The organism is Coralloluteibacterium stylophorae, assembly GCF_018122625.2.
Taxonomy (GTDB): Bacteria; Pseudomonadota; Gammaproteobacteria; order Xanthomonadales; family Xanthomonadaceae; genus Coralloluteibacterium; species Coralloluteibacterium stylophorae.
Genome location: NZ_JAGQFT020000003.1, coordinates 387,658 through 402,996, shown reverse-complemented (window position 1 = coordinate 402,996; position 15,339 = coordinate 387,658). Strand labels below are relative to the sequence as shown.

Genomic DNA, 15,339 nt, shown 5'->3' with positions numbered 1-15,339 from the left:
GGCGCCCGCATCTGATGCTGTCCAGCCACCACCAAGGACCGCGCATGAGCAGCTTCGACCAGACCCCAGGCGTCTCCCCGCGCGAGGCGGCGACGCAGGGCTTCGTGTTCAACCACACCATGCTGCGGGTGAAGGACATCCGCGCCTCGCTCGACTTCTACACGCGCGTGCTCGGCTTCAGCCTGATCGACCGCCGCGACCACGACGAGGCGAAGTTCAGCCTCTACTTCCTCGCCTACCTCGACGACGGCGAGCGCGTGCCGGAAGAGGCCGATGCCCGTCGCGAGTGGCTGGCGCGGCGCCGGGGCGTGCTCGAACTGACCCACAACCACGGCAGCGAAACCGACGGCACCGTCTACCACGACGGCAACAGCGATCCGCGCGGCTTCGGCCACATCTGCGTCGCCGTGCCCGACATCCGCGCCGCCTGCGCCCGCTTCGAGGACCTCGGCGTCGCCTTCCAGAAGCGCCTCACCGACGGCCGCATGAAGTCGATCGCCTTCATCAAGGACCCGGACGGGTACTGGGTGGAGATCATCCAGCCGACCGGGCTGAACTGAGGGATTCGGTGGCGACGGCGCGGGCCGGGGCGGGAAGGGGGAATCGGGAAACGGGAACGGTCAGCGTGTTCCGGCCCGGGCGCTGCGCTCGGGCGGGCGCGTGAAGCGGGAAGGGACTCGGCAACAACCTTGTTGGGCCCGGCGCACTTGGCGGTCACGGTGACACGTCACGTGCCGGCTCGCCGGGAGCCTGCCGGTCCCGATTCCCGATTCCCGACTCCCGACCCTCAAGCCTTCGCCAGCGCCGCCAGGAAGCTCTTCCGCCAGTGCGTGATGTCGTAGCGGCGCAGGGTGCGCATCATGGCGTCCCATCGTTCCTGGCGTTCGTCCAGCGGCATGCTCGCGGCGGCGGCGATGGCGTCGGCGACGCCGTCGAGGTCGTAGGGGTTCACCAGCAGGGCCTCGCGCATCTCGCTGGCGGCGCCGGCGAAGCGCGAGAGGATCAGCACGCCCGGATCGTCGGGGTCCTGCGCGGCGATGAACTCCTTGGCGACCAGGTTCATGCCGTCGCGCAGCGGCGTCACCAGCGCCACCTGGGCCAGGCGGTAGAAGCCCATCAGCACCGAATGCGGGAAGTTGCGGTTGACGTAGCGCACCGGCGTCCAGTCCGGCTCGGCGTGCGCGCCGTTGATGTGGCCGGACAGGCCGTCGAGCTCGCGCCGCAGCGCCTGGTATTCGGCGACGTCGCCGCGGCTGGGCGGCGCGATCTGCAGGAAGGTGAGGCTGCCGCGCTGCTCCGGATGGCGCTCCAGATAGCGCTCGAACGCGCGGAAGCGGTCGGGCAGGCCCTTGGAATAGTCGAGCCGGTCCACGCCGATGGCCAGCTTCGAGCGGTGCAGGCTCGCGTGCAGGCGCGCCAGTGCCGGCTTGTGCACCGCCTCGCGCGCCTGCTCGGCGAGGCGTTCGGTCTCGATGCTGATCGGGAAGGCGCCGGCACGGAAGCGGTTGCCGTTCTCGGTCTCCAGCACGCCCGGCGAGACCACGCGGCCGCCGCCGAACAGGCGCACGTAGTCCTGGAAGCGTTCGAGGTCGCGATGGGTCTGGAAGCCGACCAGGTCGTAGCAGGCCAGCGCCTCGAACAGCTCCGCATGTTCGGGCAGCGCGGCCATCAGGTCCGAGGAGGGCATCGGCACGTGCAGGAAGAAGCCGATCTTGCAGCGTGCGCCGCGCGCGCGCATGAACCTGGCGAGCGGGATCAGGTGGTAGTCGTGGATCCAGACGGTGTCGTCCGGCTCGATCTCCTCCATGAGGAGCTTGGCGAACAGCTCGTTGACCCGGCGGTAGCCGGCCCAGGTCTCGCGCGAGTAGTCGACGAGGTCGAGGCGGAAATGCAGCAGCGGCCACAGCGTGCCGTTGGCGAAGCCGGTGTAGTAGGCGTCGTAGTCGGCGCGCGAGAGGTCGACGGTGAGATAGCGGATGTTGCCGTCGGACTGCTCGTGGACCTGCCCGGACTCGCCCATCGCGCGCTTGCCGCTCCAGCCGAACCACAGGCCGCCCTGCTCGCGCAGCGCGGCCAGCAGGGCGACCGCGAGCCCGCCGGGGCGCGACTCGCTGGGGAGTGCGACACGATTCGAAACGACGACCAGCCGGCCCATGCGTCAATCCTGTTGAGGTACGGCGCCGCCCCCTGGCGACGCTCCCGCGAACGGGTCCTCAACTATCTGAACGATTCCGCGATGGCGGCGTGGACGTTGCCGGCGCTCAACCCGTCCTGAGCGCGTGCGGCCGCGCCAGCAGGCGGTCGACGTAGGCATCGATGCGCGCGCCGTCGGAGTCGCCGCCGAACATCCGCTTCCAGATGAAGATCGAGCCGATGAGGATGTCGGCCGCGGTGAACTGGTCGCCGAACAGCCACGGCCCGTCGCCGAGTTCGCGCTCGATCACGCCGCGCGCGGTGGCGTAGTCGGTCCAGCCCCGGGACGACGAGGTCTCGGCGCCGAGCAGGGCATCGCCCATGGCGGGCTCGAGCTGGGCGGTGGCATAGACCACCAGCGAGAGATAGCGGCCGCGGTCGGGCGAGTCGGGCGCCGGCGCCAGGTTCGCGGCCGGATGGCGGTCGGCGATGTAGAGCGCGATCGCCGCGCTCTCGAACAGGCGCTGCCCGCCGTCGACCAGGGCCGGCAGCTTGCCCGCCGGATTGATCGCGAGGAACTCGGGCGTCTTGTGCTGGCGGGTCTCGAAATCGACCGGCACCAGGGTGTAGTCCGCTCCGGCTTCGTCGAGCAGCCACTTGCTGATCGTGGCGCGACTGCGGGGATTGAAGTAGAGCTCCATGGCTGCGGTCCAGGTCGGGTGGTGGCCGCGATTGTGGAGCGGGTTCGAGGTCTGGAACCGTCCTCGACGAGGCCTCGCTCAGGCCCCCGAGGCGAGCCAGGCGTAGACCGCCCGCGGGTCGGCCAGCGCGTGCGTGGCGACGGTGTCGGCGCGGTCGCCGACCAGGATGCTCATGCCCTCCTGTGCGTTGACCACGACGAAGCCATGCTCGTCGGTCAGGTCGTCGCCGGCGAACACCGGCCGACGGCCCGCGAACGGCGCCTCCTGCAGGAAGGCGCTGATGGCCGTGCCCTTGTCGCTGCCGCCCGGCCGCAGCTCGAGCACGTGGTCGCCAGGCTGCAGCCGATAGCCCGGCAGGCGTTCCAGCGCGGCCTCGGCGAAGCCGCGCAGCGCGTCGGCGGCCGCGGGCGCGCGGCGCCAGTGCAGGCCGATGTTGACGCCCTTGTCCTCGATCACCGCGCCGGGATAGGCCGCGGCCACGGCGCGGGCCTCGTCGAGCAGGCCGTCGAAGCCGGGTGGCGGCTCGGGCGCACGCACCTCGCCATCGTGGCCTCGGCGCTCGAGGCCGTGCAGGCCCGAGGCGGTCAGCCGCAGCGGGGCGAAGATGGTGTCCAGCGACTTCAGTCCGCGCCCGCTGACCAGGGCCAGCGCGCCGCCCAGGCGTTCGCGCAGGCGTTCGAGGATGGCGGGCAGGCCCTCGGGGACGACCACGGCGTCCGGGGTGTCGGCGAATTCCAGGAGGCAGCCGTCGACGTCGAGGAACAGCGCCCAGTCGTCGGCGGGCGCGGGCGGGAGCGGGAGGATCGGATGCGGAGACATCCGCCGAGTCTGCGCGAGGGGCGTGTCTGCGGCGAGTCGAGGCGCCGGCCGCTGCCGCAGCATGCTGCGGTGACCGCGGGGTTAAGGAAATGTTGCTTTGCAGCGACGACCTGTCACCATGCGCCCCGATGCCGGACGGATCCGGCGCGCCGGCCCCCGGGGCCGCCTCTTCCCGCCAGATCCGCCCGCCGACGCCATGCCGATCCGTGTCGCTGTGCCGTTGCTGTGCCTCGTGCTCGCCAGCCTCGCGGCGGCGACCGGATGTGCGCTGCCGCGCGACGCCGCGGCGACCCGCCCGGACGCGGCGACGGGCTGGCTGCGGACCGAGCTCTACTTCGGCCTCGGCGCCGTCGATGCGCCCGCCGATGCCGCGCGCTGGCGCCGCTTCCTCGATACGGAGGTCACGCCGCGCTTCCCGGACGACTTCACCGTCCTCGATGCCTACGGCCAGTGGCGCGAGCCCGGTGCGGCCATGCCCGAGCGACTGCGCTCCAGGCTGGTGGTGATCCTGCATCCCGACACGCCGGCGCGCCGCGCCGACATCGACGCCATCCGCGCCGCATGGACCGCCCTCACCGGCGACACCTCGGTGCTGCGCGCGACGCAGCCGGCCGAGGTCGCGTTCTGAGCCGTCTTCTCCCTCCAGCCACCGCCACCCGAGGATCAGCCATGTCCGCGCTCCGTCTCCGTCCGCGCCCGGCGCCCCTGGCCGCCGCCATCGCCCTGCTGCTGCCCGCCCTCGCCGCCGCGCAGGAGCCCGCCGCGCCGCCGGTCACCGCGACCCGGCTCGACGCCGTCACCGTCACCGCCGAGCGCCGCGAGGAGAACGCGCAGGACGTGCCGGCCTCGCTGACGACCCTCGACGGCGAGAAGCTCGACGTGCTCGCCTCCGGCGGCAACGACATCCGCTTCCTCGCCGCGCGCGTGCCCAGCCTCAACATCGAGTCGTCGTTCGGCCGCTCGTTCCCGCGCTTCTACGTCCGCGGCTACGGCAACAGCGACTTCGACCTCAACGCCTCGCAGCCGGTGTCCCTCGTCTACGACGACATCGTCCTGGAGAACCCGATGCTCAAGGGCTTCCCGGTGTTCGACCTCGACCGCATCGAGGTCCTCCGCGGTCCGCAGGGCACCCTGTTCGGGCGCAACACGCCGGCGGGCGTGGTCAAGTTCGAGTCGGTGAAGCCCAGCCAGGTCGCCGACGGCTACCTCCGCCTCGGGTACGGCAGCTACGGCACCGCGACCTTCGAGGGCGCCTTCGGCGGCGCGCTGACCGAGAGCTGGTCGGCGCGCATCTCCGGGCTCTACCAGCACCGCGACGACTACGTCGACAACACCTTCAGCGGCGAGGACGACGCCTACGAGGGCTACGACGATTCGGCCCTGCGCGCGCAGTTCCTGTTCGATCCCGGCACCGGCTTCAGCGCGCTGTTCAACGTGCACGCCCGCCACTACAACGGCACTGCGCGCCTGTTCCGCGCCAACATCATCGAGCCGGGCACCAACGACCTGGTCGACGGCTTCGAGCGCGACGAGGTCGCCTACGACGGGCGCAACGAATCCACCCTCGACACCGAGGGCGCCAGCGCGCGCCTGACCTGGGACCTCGGCCGCGTCAGCCTGTACTCGGTCACCGGCTACGAGAGCGCCGAGACCTACAACCGCGGCGACATCGACGGCGGCTACGGCGCCGTGTTCGCGCCCCCGTCGGGGCCCGGCCTGATCCCGTTCCCGTCCGAGTCCGCCGACGGCCTGCCGTTCCACCGCCAGCTGAGCCAGGAGTTCCGCCTGGCCTCCAACGAGTGGGGCCGCTTCGACTGGCAGGCCGGCGTGTTCTGGTTCGACGAGGCGATCAAGATCGACAGCTTCGACTACGCCACCCTCGCCGGCGGCGTGCAGGACGGCTACGCCCAGCAGAAGCAGGACAACACCGCCTGGGCGGTGTTCGCCTCGGCCGAGTACGACCTCACCGACCGGCTCGAACTCGCCGGCGGCCTGCGCTACACCCGCGACGAGAAGGACTTCAGCGTGGTCCGCACGCAGTCGCCGACCGGTGCCGGCCCGCTCAGCCTGTCGACCTCGCCCGACGCCACCGACACCAGCGGCGATGCCAGCCTCACCTATGCGGTGACCGACGACCTCAACGTCTACGGCCGCATCGCCCGCGGCTTCCGCGCGCCCAGCATCCAGGGCCGGGTGCTGTTCGGCGACAGCATCTCGGTGGCCGACGCGGAGACGGTCTGGTCCTACGAGCTGGGCACCAAGGCGAGCTTCTGGGACAACCGCGCCCGCGCCGGTTTCGCGGTCTACCGCTACACCGTCGACGACCAGCAGCTCACCGCGGTCGGCGGCAGCGCCAACTTCAACCAGCTGATCAACGCCGAGGAGACGGTCGGGCAGGGCGCCGAGCTCGATTTCGAGGCCTACCTCACCGACAGCCTGCTGGTGACCGTGGGCGCCAGCTACAACGACACCGAGATCCGCGACGCCGGCCTCAACATCGCGCCCTGCGGCGGCGGCTGCACGGTCACCGATCCGGCGGCGCCGGTGCCGGGCCTGGTCTCGATCGACGGCAACCCGCTGCCGCAGGCGCCGCGCTGGGTCGGCAACCTCACCGCGCGCTGGTCGCTGCCGGTCGGCGCGGACGAGTTCTTCGTCTACACCGACTGGGCCTACCGCTCCGAGGTCAACTTCTTCCTCTACGACTCGGTGGAGTTCACCGGCAAGCCGCTGCTCGAAGGTGGCCTGCGCCTGGGCTACCTGTGGGACAACGGCCGCTACGAGGCGGCGGTGTATGGCCGCAACATCACCGACCGCGAGGTCGTGGTCGGCGGCATCGACTTCAACAACCTCACCGGCTTCCTCAACGAGCCACGCACCGTGGGCGTGGAGTTCACCGCGCGCTACTGACCGCGCAGGGCGCGGACGGCGGTGGTCGCCGTCCGCGGAAGTTCGACGGGCCCGGCCGATGCGGCCGGGCGGATGGGGACGGCATGGCCAACGGCACGCGGCGCGGCTTCGGCGCCGGCGACATCAACGGATTCCTCGGCCTGGTGGTGGACAACCTGTCCATCCTGGCCTTCATGGCCGGCGCCCTGACCGGGCTGTACGGCGTGCCGGCGGAGATCGTGTTCGGGCGCATGTTCCCAGGCACCGCACTCGGCGTGCTGCTCGGCAACCTCGCCTACACCTGGATGGCGAGACGCCTGGCCGAACGCGAGGGCCGCGACGACGTCACCGCCATGCCGCTGGGCCTGGACACGCCGACCAGCTTCGGCATGACCCTGCTGGTGCTCGGCCCCGCGTTCACCGCGTGGCGCCAGTCCGGCATGGACGCGGAGGCCGCCGGCCTCCTCACCTGGCAGCTCGGCATGGCCTCGCTGGTGGTGATCGGCCTGCTCAAGCTGGCGCTGTCGTTCGCCGGCGAGTGGGTGCGCCGGACCGTGCCGCGCGCGGGCCTGCTCGGCTCGATCGGCGGCACCGCACTGGTGCTGATGGGCTTCCTGCCGCTGCTGGAGATCCTGCGCGTGCCGGTGGTCGGACTGGTGGGCCTGGGCATCGTGCTGTACGCGCTGGTCGCGAGGGGGCCGATGCCGTTCCGGTTGCCGGGGGTGCTGGTGGCCTTCCTCGCCGCCGCCGTCCTCTACTACGCACTCGGCGCGGCCGGCCTGGCCGGCCCGGGCTTCGCCTTCCCGCAGGCGCCGACGCTGCGCATCGGCCTGCCGTGGCCGAACCTCGGCTTCGTCGACGGCCTCGGGGCGAGCATGCGCTACCTGCCGCTGCTGATCCCGTTCGCGATCCTGATGATCGTGGGCGGCATCAACGTCACCGAGAGCGCGCACGCCGCCGGCGACCGCTACCGCACGCGCGACATCCTGCTGGTCGAGGCGCTGGCCACCCTGGTCGCCGGGGTCTGCGGCGGCGTCGCCCAGACCACGCCCTACATCGGCCAGCCCGGCTTCAAGGCGATGGGCGCGCGCCGCGGCTACACGCTGCTGACCGGGCTGTTCGTCGGCCTGGGCGGCGTCTTCGGCTACCTCGCCAACCTGGTGGAACTGCTGCCCCTGGCCGTGCTGGCGCCGATCCTGGTGTTCGTGGCGATCAGCATCGCCACCCAGGCCTTCGAGGCGACCGAGGCGAAGTACCACGCGGCGGTGGTGATCGCCTTCTTCCCGGCGCTGGCGCAGATGCTGCTGATCCGGCTGGGCGATCCGGCGGTGGTGCCGCCGGCGCATTTCGCGGCGCTGTTCGCGACGGTCGACCACGGCCTTCCGGCGCTGGCGGTGGTCGTGCTGCTGGGCAATGGCTTCATCATCACGTCGATGCTGTGGGCGGGGATGCTGGTGGCGCTGATCGACGCGCGCCCGCTGCGCGCCTGCCGCTGGCTTCTCGCCGCGGCGGCGCTGACCCTGTTCGGCGTCATCCATTCCGCCGTGCCCGGCGGCGGCCTCTATCTCCCGTGGACCCTCGCCGGTCTGCCGCGGACGCTGGCCTTCCAGTTCGCCGGCGCCTACTGCGCCCTGGCGGTCGTGTTCGCGCTGCTGGCGCTGCAGCGTCGCGATCCCGGGCCCGGCGCGGGCGCGGCGCACTGAACGCGCGCGCCACGGCACCCGGCCCGCGTCGCAGCGGCGCTTGAAACGCGGCGCCACAGCCGCATCTCAGGTGCCATCGCGGCGCCCGGTCGTGTCGGATGCCGCCTCTATCTCGAGGAGTCACCGATGCGGATGGACAAGCTCACCTCGCGCTTCCAGCAGGCCCTGGCCGACGCGCAGTCGCTGGCGGTCGGGCGCGACCACAACTTCATCGAACCGGCGCACGTGCTCGTCGCGCTGGTCGACCAGCAGGGCGGATCGACCCGGCCGCTGCTGGCGCAGGCCGGGGTCAACGTGCCCGCGCTGCGCGAGCGCCTGGGCGAGGTGCTCGACGGCATGCCGAAGGTCTCGGGGCAGGAGGGCAACCTCTCGATCTCCAACGACCTCTCGCGCCTGCTCAACGTCGCCGACAAGCTCGCCCAGCAGCGCGGCGACGCCTACATCGCCAGCGAGCTGTTCGTGCTCGCCGCGCTCGACGACAAGGGCGAGGCCGGCAAGGCGCTGAAGGCGGCGGGCGTCGAGCGCGCGCGCGTCGAGGCGGCGATCGAGCGGATCCGCGGCGGCGAGAAGGTGCAGTCGGAGAACGCCGAGGACCAGCGCCAGGCGCTGGAGAAGTTCACCGTCGACCTCACCGCCCGCGCCGAGGGCGGCAAGCTCGATCCGGTGATCGGCCGCGACGAGGAGATCCGCCGCACCATCCAGGTGCTGCAGCGCCGGACCAAGAACAACCCGGTGCTGATCGGCGAGCCCGGCGTGGGCAAGACCGCCATCGTCGAGGGGCTGGCCCAGCGGATCGTCAACGGCGAGGTGCCGGAGGGCCTGCGCGGCAAGCGCGTGCTCTCGCTGGACATGGGCGCGCTGATCGCCGGCGCCAAGTTCCGCGGCGAGTTCGAGGAGCGGCTCAAGGGCGTGCTCAACGACCTCGCCAAGCAGGAAGGGCAGGTGATCCTGTTCATCGACGAGCTGCACACCATGGTCGGCGCCGGCAAGGCCGAAGGGTCGATGGACGCCGGCAACATGCTCAAGCCCGCGCTCGCCCGCGGCGAGCTGCACTGCATCGGCGCGACCACGCTCGACGAGTACCGCAAGTACGTGGAGAAGGACGCCGCGCTGGAGCGCCGCTTCCAGAAGGTCTTCGTCGGCGAGCCCAGCGTCGAGGACACCATCGCCATCCTGCGCGGCCTCAAGGAGCGCTACGCGGTGCACCACGGCGTGGAGATCACCGACCCGGCCATCGTCGCCGCGGCGACGCTCTCCAACCGCTACATCGCCGACCGCCAGCTGCCCGACAAGGCCATCGACCTGATGGACGAGGCGGCCAGCCGCATCCGCATGGAGATCGACTCCAAGCCCGAGGAGATGGACCGCAAGGAGCGGCGCCTGATCCAGCTCAAGATCCAGCGCGAGGCGCTGAAGAAGGAGAAGGACGCGGAATCGCGGCAGCGCCTGGCCGACCTCGAGGCCGAGATCGGCATGCTCGAGCGCGAGTACAACGACCTCGAGGAGGTCTGGAAGGCCGAGAAGGCGACCCTGCAGGGGGCGACGAAGATCAAGGAGCGCATCGAGCAGGTCCGGCTCGAGCTCGAGGCCGCGCAGCGGCGGCAGGACTATGCGCGCATGAGCGAGCTGCAGTACGGCCAGCTGCCCGAGCTCGAGAAGCAGCTCAAGGCCGCGCAGGAGGCCGAGACGCAGGGCTTCAGGCTGCTGCAGGACCGGGTCACCGCCGAGGAGATCGCCGAGGTCGTGGCGCGCTGGACCGGCATCCCCGTGTCGAAGATGCTCGAGGGCGAACGCGAGAAGCTGCTGAAGATGGAGGACGCGCTGCACGCGCGCGTGGTCGGCCAGGACGAGGCGGTGCGCGCGGTGTCGGACGCCATCCGCCGCTCGCGCGCCGGCCTGTCGGACCCGAACCGGCCCAACGGCTCGTTCCTGTTCCTCGGCCCCACCGGCGTCGGCAAGACCGAGCTGTGCAAGGCGCTGGCGTCCTTCCTCTTCGACACCGAGGAGGCGATGGTGCGCATCGACATGTCCGAGTTCATGGAGAAGCACTCCGTGGCGCGGCTGATCGGCGCCCCTCCGGGCTACGTCGGCTACGAGGAGGGCGGCTACCTGACCGAGGCCGTGCGCCGCCGGCCCTACAGCGTGATCCTGCTCGACGAGGTCGAGAAGGCGCACCCGGACGTGTTCAACATCCTGCTGCAGGTGCTCGACGACGGCCGCCTCACCGACGGCCAGGGACGCACGGTCGACTTCCGCAACGCGGTGATCGTGATGACCTCCAACCTCGGCAGCCAGCTGATCCAGGAGCAGGCCGGCGACGATTCGCCGGAGGCCTACACCCAGATGAAGGCCTCGGTGATGGGCGTGGTGCAGGCCCACTTCCGGCCGGAGTTCATCAACCGGCTGGACGAGATCGTGGTGTTCCACCCGCTGGCCAAGAGCCAGATCCGCGAGATCGCGCGCTTCCAGACCCAGTACCTGGCCAGGCGCCTGGCCGAGCGGCAGATCCGGTTCGAGATCGACGACAGCGCCCTGCAGCTGCTGGGCAACGTCGGCTTCGACCCGGTCTACGGCGCCCGCCCGCTCAAGCGCGCCATCCAGCAGCAGCTGGAGAACCCGCTGGCGCAGAAGATCCTGGCCGGCGAGTTCGTCAGCGGCGACAGCCTACGCGTGCGTGCGGAGGGCGGCGGGCTGGTGTTCGCGAAGGCCTGATGCCCGGTGCCGCCGCGCTCCCGTGCCACGGGTTCGCGGCGGCCCGGGTCAGCCGCCGCTCGCCGGCGCCAGCGAGCCGGTGCGGTAGGGCGGGGAGGCCATGATCATCTCGGCCATGCTGTAGGCCAGCTCGCGCTCGGCCATGACCGCGCCGTCGGCGCCGTGCTCGAGCAGGTGCCTGACTTCGGCGTCGCTGTGGGCGCGGGCGAAGATGGTCAGCCCGGGATTGGCCTCGCGCAGCCGCGCGATGATCTCGCCGGCCTCGAAGGCGCGCGGGATGGCGATGATCGCCATCGCCGCCTCCGCCGGGCGCGCCTCGGCCATGACCCGTTCGGAGGCCGCGTTGCCGCGGATCGCGGGGATGCCGGCGGCGTGCGCGCGCTCGACCAGCTCGGGGTTGTCGTCGATCACCAGCAGCGGCACGCCGCGGCTCTTGAGCAGCGGCGCGAGCTGGCTGCCGACGCGGCCGTAGCCGACCACGATGGCGTGGTCGGGGCCGTCCAGCGGCGGGCCGGGCGCCGGCTCCGGTTCCGGCGTCGGCGCGCCCGCGGCGGACTCGGCCGCCTCGATCCGTGCCTGTCGCCGCTCGACCCAGGCGAACAGCAGCGGGTTGACCACGATCGACAGCAGCGCGCCGGCGAGCACCAGGTCGCGTCCGCTCGCGGGAAGGATCTCCAGCGAGACGCCGAGACCGGCGAGGATGAAGGAGAACTCGCCGATCTGCGCCAGGCTGGCGGAGATCGTCAGCGCCGTCGACGAGGGATGGCCGAAGGCGCGCACGATGGCGAAGGCCGCCAGCGACTTGCCGCCCACGATGATCGCCAGCGTGCCCAGCACCAGCAGCGGCTGTTCGATCAGGATGCGCCAGTCGAACAGCATGCCGACCGAGACGAAGAACAGCACCGCGAAGGCGTCGCGCAGCGGCAGCGAGTCGTTGGCCGCCTTGTGGCTGAGCTCGGATTCGTTGAGCAGCATCCCGGCGAAGAACGCACCGAGGGCGAAGGACACCCCGAACAGCAGCGCCGAGCCGAAGGCCACGCCCAGTGCGATGCCCAGCACCGCGAGCGTGAACAGCTCCCGCGAGCCGGTGCCCGCGACCATCTCCAGCGCCCAGGGAATCAGCCTGCGGCCGACCAGCAGCATCACCGCGACGAAGGCGCCGACCTTGACCAGGGTGACGCCGACGGTCACCAGCATCGCCTCGATCGCGCCCTTGTCCGATCCGCTTGGTTCGCCGCCGGCCTCCGCCATCCCCGCCAGCGCCGGCAGCAGGACCAGGGCGAGCACCATCACCAGGTCCTCGACGATGAGCCAGCCCACCGCGATGCGCCCGCGCGCGGTGTCGAGCAGCCGGTGCTGCTCCATCGTGCGCAGCAGGACGACCGTGGAGGCCACCGACAGCGCGAGCCCGAACACCACGCCCTGCATCACGGTCCAGCCGAGTCCCCAGGCCAGCAGCCAGCCCAGGCCCGTCGCCACCGCGATCTGCGCGATCGCGCCGGGGATGGCGATGTTCCTGACCTCGAGCAGGTCGTCGAGCGAGAAGTGCAGCCCCACGCCGAACATCAGCAGCATCACGCCGATCTCGGACAGCTGGTTGGCGAGCTCGGCGTCGGCGACGAAGCCGGGGGTGAAGGGCCCGCACACCACGCCGGCCAGCAGGTAGCCGATCAGCGGCGACAGCCTGAGCTTGTTGGCGATCGTGCCGAAGATGAAGGCGAGGAACAGCCCGACCGCGATGATGTCGATCAGGTCGGTGTCGTGGGGCATCGGCAGTCCTGCGCCAGTGGGGATCTGGCAGTTTGGGCGGCGCCGGCGGCACCGGCAAACGCCGCGGGCCGGCAGCATCCTGCCGGCCCGCGTGTGGGCGCCCGGTGTGGGAACCGGGCGCTACCAGCGATAGCCGACCTTGCCGTAGACGAAGGCGCCGTTGAAGCCGAACGGCGCGTTGTTGCTCCAGGGCAGCTGGCCGCTGTTGGAGTTGGCGAAGATCACCTCGTCGGGATAGGCATCGGTCACGTTGTCGGCGCCCAGCGTGTAGGCCCAGCCGCCGACGGTGTAGGTGCCGGAGACGTCGAGCACCCACTCCGCGCCGAAGGTCTGGTCGCGCGCGGGGTCGGCGTTGAGCACCTCGAAGCTGCCGTAGCGGGTGAGCCCGGCGCGCAGCGCCAGCGGCCCGCTGGTCCAGGTGGCGTCCAGGGTGACCTTGTCCTCGGGCGCGCCCACCGTGACCCGGCCCTGCTCGACGCGGCCGATGCGCTCGAGGTCGAGCCCGCCGGTCTCGAGTTCCGGCGGGTTGGCGGCGACGCGGGTGATGTCGGTCTCGTTGTGGTTGTAGCCGAAGGTGAGCGCGAGGTCGCCGGCGGCCAGCGTCCAGTCGTAGCTGCCGACCAGGTCGACGCCGCGGGTGCGGGTGTCGATGGCGTTGGTGAAGTAGCGGCCGCCGGTCACGCCCGGGAATCCTGCCGCGGTGAGGAAGGCGGCAACGGCCTCGCCGGTGAGGTTCTCCGACAGGATGATGCGGTCGTCGATCTCGATCTGGTAGGCGTCGACGGTGACGTAGAGCCGGTCCGCCGGCTGCAGCACCAGGCCCAGGCTGTAGCTGGTCGATTCCTCGGGCTCCAGCGGTTCGGCGCCGAGGGCGATCGCGGCCGGGTCGTCCACGGCGAAGGTCCGCACCTCGAACGGGACGCCGCCGATGAAGTTGGTCGCCGTGGACTGGAAGTACTGCTGCTGCAGGGAAGGCGCGCGGAAGCCGGTGGCGACGGTGCCGCGCAGCGCCACCGCGTCGCTGAAGGCGAAACGCGTGGACAGCTTGCCGGCCGTGGTGCTGCCGAAGTCGCTGTAGTCCTCGTAGCGTCCGGCGATCCCGGCCGACCAGCGCTCGGTGAGGTCGGCCTCGAAGTCGACGTAGGCGGAGCTGTTGTCGCGGTCGAAATGCCCGGCGTCGCCGGGCCGGAAGCCGGGGAACACCTGGGCGCCCGGGGCGCCAGGGTACGGCCCGGCGACCCAGGAGGCGGGTTCGCCCGGGGAGATGTTGAACTTCTCCTCGCGGTGCTCGAGCCCGAAGGCCAGCGTCGCCGGATAGGCCAGGCCGATGTCGAGGCTGCGGCTGAGGTCGAGGTTGACCAGGTTCTGGGTCACCTCCAGCGAGCCGGAGTAGAAGGAGGTCTGGGAGGTCGGGCCTAGGGTGCGGTTGAGGCTGTTGTCGACGCGGAAGTCGAGCTGGTTGTAGCCGTAGTTGTAGCTCAGGTCCCAGTCCCACTCGCCCGCGGCGCCGCGCAGGCCGGCGACCAGGGAGCGGTCCCTGGCGTCGTTGACGATCCGCGGCAGGAAGCCCTGCGGATAGATCTCCGGGATGTTGCGGCTGTCGCCGGCGGGCCGGAAGTAGCCGCTGGAGGTCGCCTCGCGGTTGCTGGCCATGCCGAAGGCGTAGAAGGTCGTGGCCTCGCCGAAGCCATACTCGAGGTTGGCCGACACCGCGCCCTGGTCGATCTCGGGATCGCCCTGGCGGATGGTGACCTCGCCCAGCGGCGCCGAGGTGGGCGAGGGCGTGCCCTGGAACGGCCCGGCGCGGTCGGTCCAGCCGTTGTGCAGCGCCTGCCCGGCCAGGTGCAGGACGCCGTTGTCGCCGAGTGCGATGCCGCCGTCGCCGGTGAGCTGGACCTGCTCGCCGTCGCCGGCGCTGTAGCCGCCGTAGCGGGCGTCGATGCTGCCGCTGCCGGCATCGCCCTTCAGGACCACGTTGATCACGCCGGCGATCGCGTCCGACCCGTACTGCGCCGAGGCGCCGTCGCGCAGCACCTCGACCCGTTCGATCGCCGCGATGGGGATCGCGTTGAGGTCGACCGGCGACGCGCCCCGGCCCTGGCTGCCGTTGAGGTTGACCAGGGCGGTGGTGTGGCGGCGCTTGCCGTTGACCAGGACCAGCACCTGGTCGGGCGCCAGCCCGCGCAGCTGGGCGGGGCGGACCGCATCGGTGCCGTCGGTGATCGCCGGCCGCGGGAAGTTGAGCGAGGGCAGCACGCGCGCCAGCGCGGTGGCGAGCTCGCTGGTGCCGGAGGCTTGCAACGCCTCGGGGGTGATGATGTCGATGGGCGAGATCGATTCGGCGACGGTGCGGTCGCTGACCCTCGTGCCGGTGACGATGACGCGGTCGAGCGCCGTGGGCGCGGCCGGGGCGTCCTGGGCGGGCGCGGACGTCGGCAAGGCGCCCGCCAGCGCGAGGGCGGCGACGGAGTAGGGGGCGAGTCGGGTCATGGGTCGGCTCCGGGGGGCGAGGCGAGGGCTGCTGCGACGCAGCATTAACCGTTCTGTAATACGTTCCGGCACGGACCACAAGCCGGCGGGGTCCGGCGCGGCGCGCGGAAGGAGTGAAATCGGCG

At 71.4% G+C, this 15,339-nt stretch carries 10 protein-coding genes; 5 read left to right on the top strand and 5 right to left on the bottom strand.

The genetic code is table 11. The features are described from left to right. Positions 1–44 precede the first annotated feature (44 nt). Positions 45–560 carry a lactoylglutathione lyase gene (gene gloA / locus KB893_RS06670; RefSeq protein ID WP_211926523.1) on the top strand — a complete coding sequence of 172 codons (516 nt, stop codon included), beginning with the start codon at positions 45–47 and terminating at the stop codon, positions 558–560. A 227-nt stretch (positions 561–787) separates the two neighbouring features. On the opposite strand, the gene otsA is transcribed toward gloA, so the two are convergent. The 3 genes from otsA to otsB all read right to left on the bottom strand — a co-directional run bounded on the left by otsA (position 788) and on the right by otsB (position 3,653). After that, on the bottom strand, positions 788–2,155 hold the full coding sequence (gene otsA, locus KB893_RS06665; protein WP_211926524.1) for an alpha,alpha-trehalose-phosphate synthase (UDP-forming): 1,368 nt from the start codon (positions 2,153–2,155) through the stop codon (positions 788–790). Positions 2,156–2,261: 106 nt separating this feature from the next. After that, the gene (locus KB893_RS06660; protein WP_211926525.1) at positions 2,262–2,834 is read right to left on the bottom strand and encodes a glutathione S-transferase family protein; all 573 of its coding nucleotides are present in this window, start codon (positions 2,832–2,834) and stop codon (positions 2,262–2,264) included. Positions 2,835–2,912: 78 nt separating this feature from the next. Next, positions 2,913–3,653: a trehalose-phosphatase gene (gene otsB, locus KB893_RS06655; protein WP_211926526.1), complete on the bottom strand. Its 741-nt coding sequence runs from the start codon at positions 3,651–3,653 to the stop codon at positions 2,913–2,915. 196 nt (positions 3,654–3,849) lie between these two features. Here otsB and KB893_RS06650 point away from each other — a divergent pair, with 196 nt between their 5' ends. The 4 genes from KB893_RS06650 to clpB all read left to right on the top strand — a co-directional run bounded on the left by KB893_RS06650 (position 3,850) and on the right by clpB (position 10,954). Then, complete coding sequence (locus tag KB893_RS06650) at positions 3,850–4,281, top strand: DUF3574 domain-containing protein (RefSeq protein WP_246505446.1); 432 nt, start codon at positions 3,850–3,852, stop codon at positions 4,279–4,281. A gap of 41 nt (positions 4,282–4,322) precedes the next feature. Beyond that, a complete protein-coding gene (locus KB893_RS06645; RefSeq protein ID WP_213173570.1) occupies positions 4,323–6,560 on the top strand; it encodes a TonB-dependent receptor in 2,238 nt (745 codons plus the stop codon). Between the two features lie 83 nt (positions 6,561–6,643). Beyond that, positions 6,644–8,242 (top strand): SulP family inorganic anion transporter, encoded by a 1,599-nt coding sequence (locus KB893_RS06640; RefSeq protein ID WP_211926528.1) that lies wholly within the window; start codon positions 6,644–6,646, stop codon positions 8,240–8,242. Positions 8,243–8,368: 126 nt separating this feature from the next. Next, entirely contained in the window at positions 8,369–10,954 is a 2,586-nt protein-coding gene (gene clpB / locus KB893_RS06635) for an ATP-dependent chaperone ClpB (protein WP_213173569.1), read from the top strand. A 48-nt stretch (positions 10,955–11,002) separates the two neighbouring features. Here the strand turns inward: clpB and ybaL are convergent, their stop codons facing one another. Together ybaL and KB893_RS06625 are read right to left on the bottom strand one after the other, a co-directional pair. After that, a complete protein-coding gene (gene ybaL, locus KB893_RS06630; protein WP_213173568.1) occupies positions 11,003–12,724 on the bottom strand; it encodes a YbaL family putative K(+) efflux transporter in 1,722 nt (573 codons plus the stop codon). Between the two features lie 120 nt (positions 12,725–12,844). Continuing rightward, positions 12,845–15,214: a TonB-dependent receptor plug domain-containing protein gene (locus KB893_RS06625; protein ID WP_211927458.1), complete on the bottom strand. Its 2,370-nt coding sequence runs from the start codon at positions 15,212–15,214 to the stop codon at positions 12,845–12,847. Positions 15,215–15,339 lie beyond the last annotated feature (125 nt).

Bases quoted from the DNA above. Each gene is read 5' to 3' on its own strand.
- KB893_RS06650 (WP_246505446.1), top strand. From the start codon at position 3,850: ATGCCGATCCGTGTCGCTGTGCCGTTGCTGTGCCTCGTGCTCGCCAGC.
- ybaL (WP_213173568.1), bottom strand. From the start codon at position 12,724: ATGCCCCACGACACCGACCTGATCGACATCATCGCGGTCGGGCTGTTC.
- KB893_RS06645 (WP_213173570.1), top strand. From the start codon at position 4,323: ATGTCCGCGCTCCGTCTCCGTCCGCGCCCGGCGCCCCTGGCCGCCGCC.
- otsB (WP_211926526.1), bottom strand. From the start codon at position 3,653: ATGTCTCCGCATCCGATCCTCCCGCTCCCGCCCGCGCCCGCCGACGAC.
- KB893_RS06640 (WP_211926528.1), top strand. From the start codon at position 6,644: ATGGCCAACGGCACGCGGCGCGGCTTCGGCGCCGGCGACATCAACGGA.
- KB893_RS06660 (WP_211926525.1), bottom strand. From the start codon at position 2,834: ATGGAGCTCTACTTCAATCCCCGCAGTCGCGCCACGATCAGCAAGTGG.
- clpB (WP_213173569.1), top strand. From the start codon at position 8,369: ATGCGGATGGACAAGCTCACCTCGCGCTTCCAGCAGGCCCTGGCCGAC.
- gloA (WP_211926523.1), top strand. From the start codon at position 45: ATGAGCAGCTTCGACCAGACCCCAGGCGTCTCCCCGCGCGAGGCGGCG.
- otsA (WP_211926524.1), bottom strand. From the start codon at position 2,155: ATGGGCCGGCTGGTCGTCGTTTCGAATCGTGTCGCACTCCCCAGCGAG.
- KB893_RS06625 (WP_211927458.1), bottom strand. From the start codon at position 15,214: ATGACCCGACTCGCCCCCTACTCCGTCGCCGCCCTCGCGCTGGCGGGC.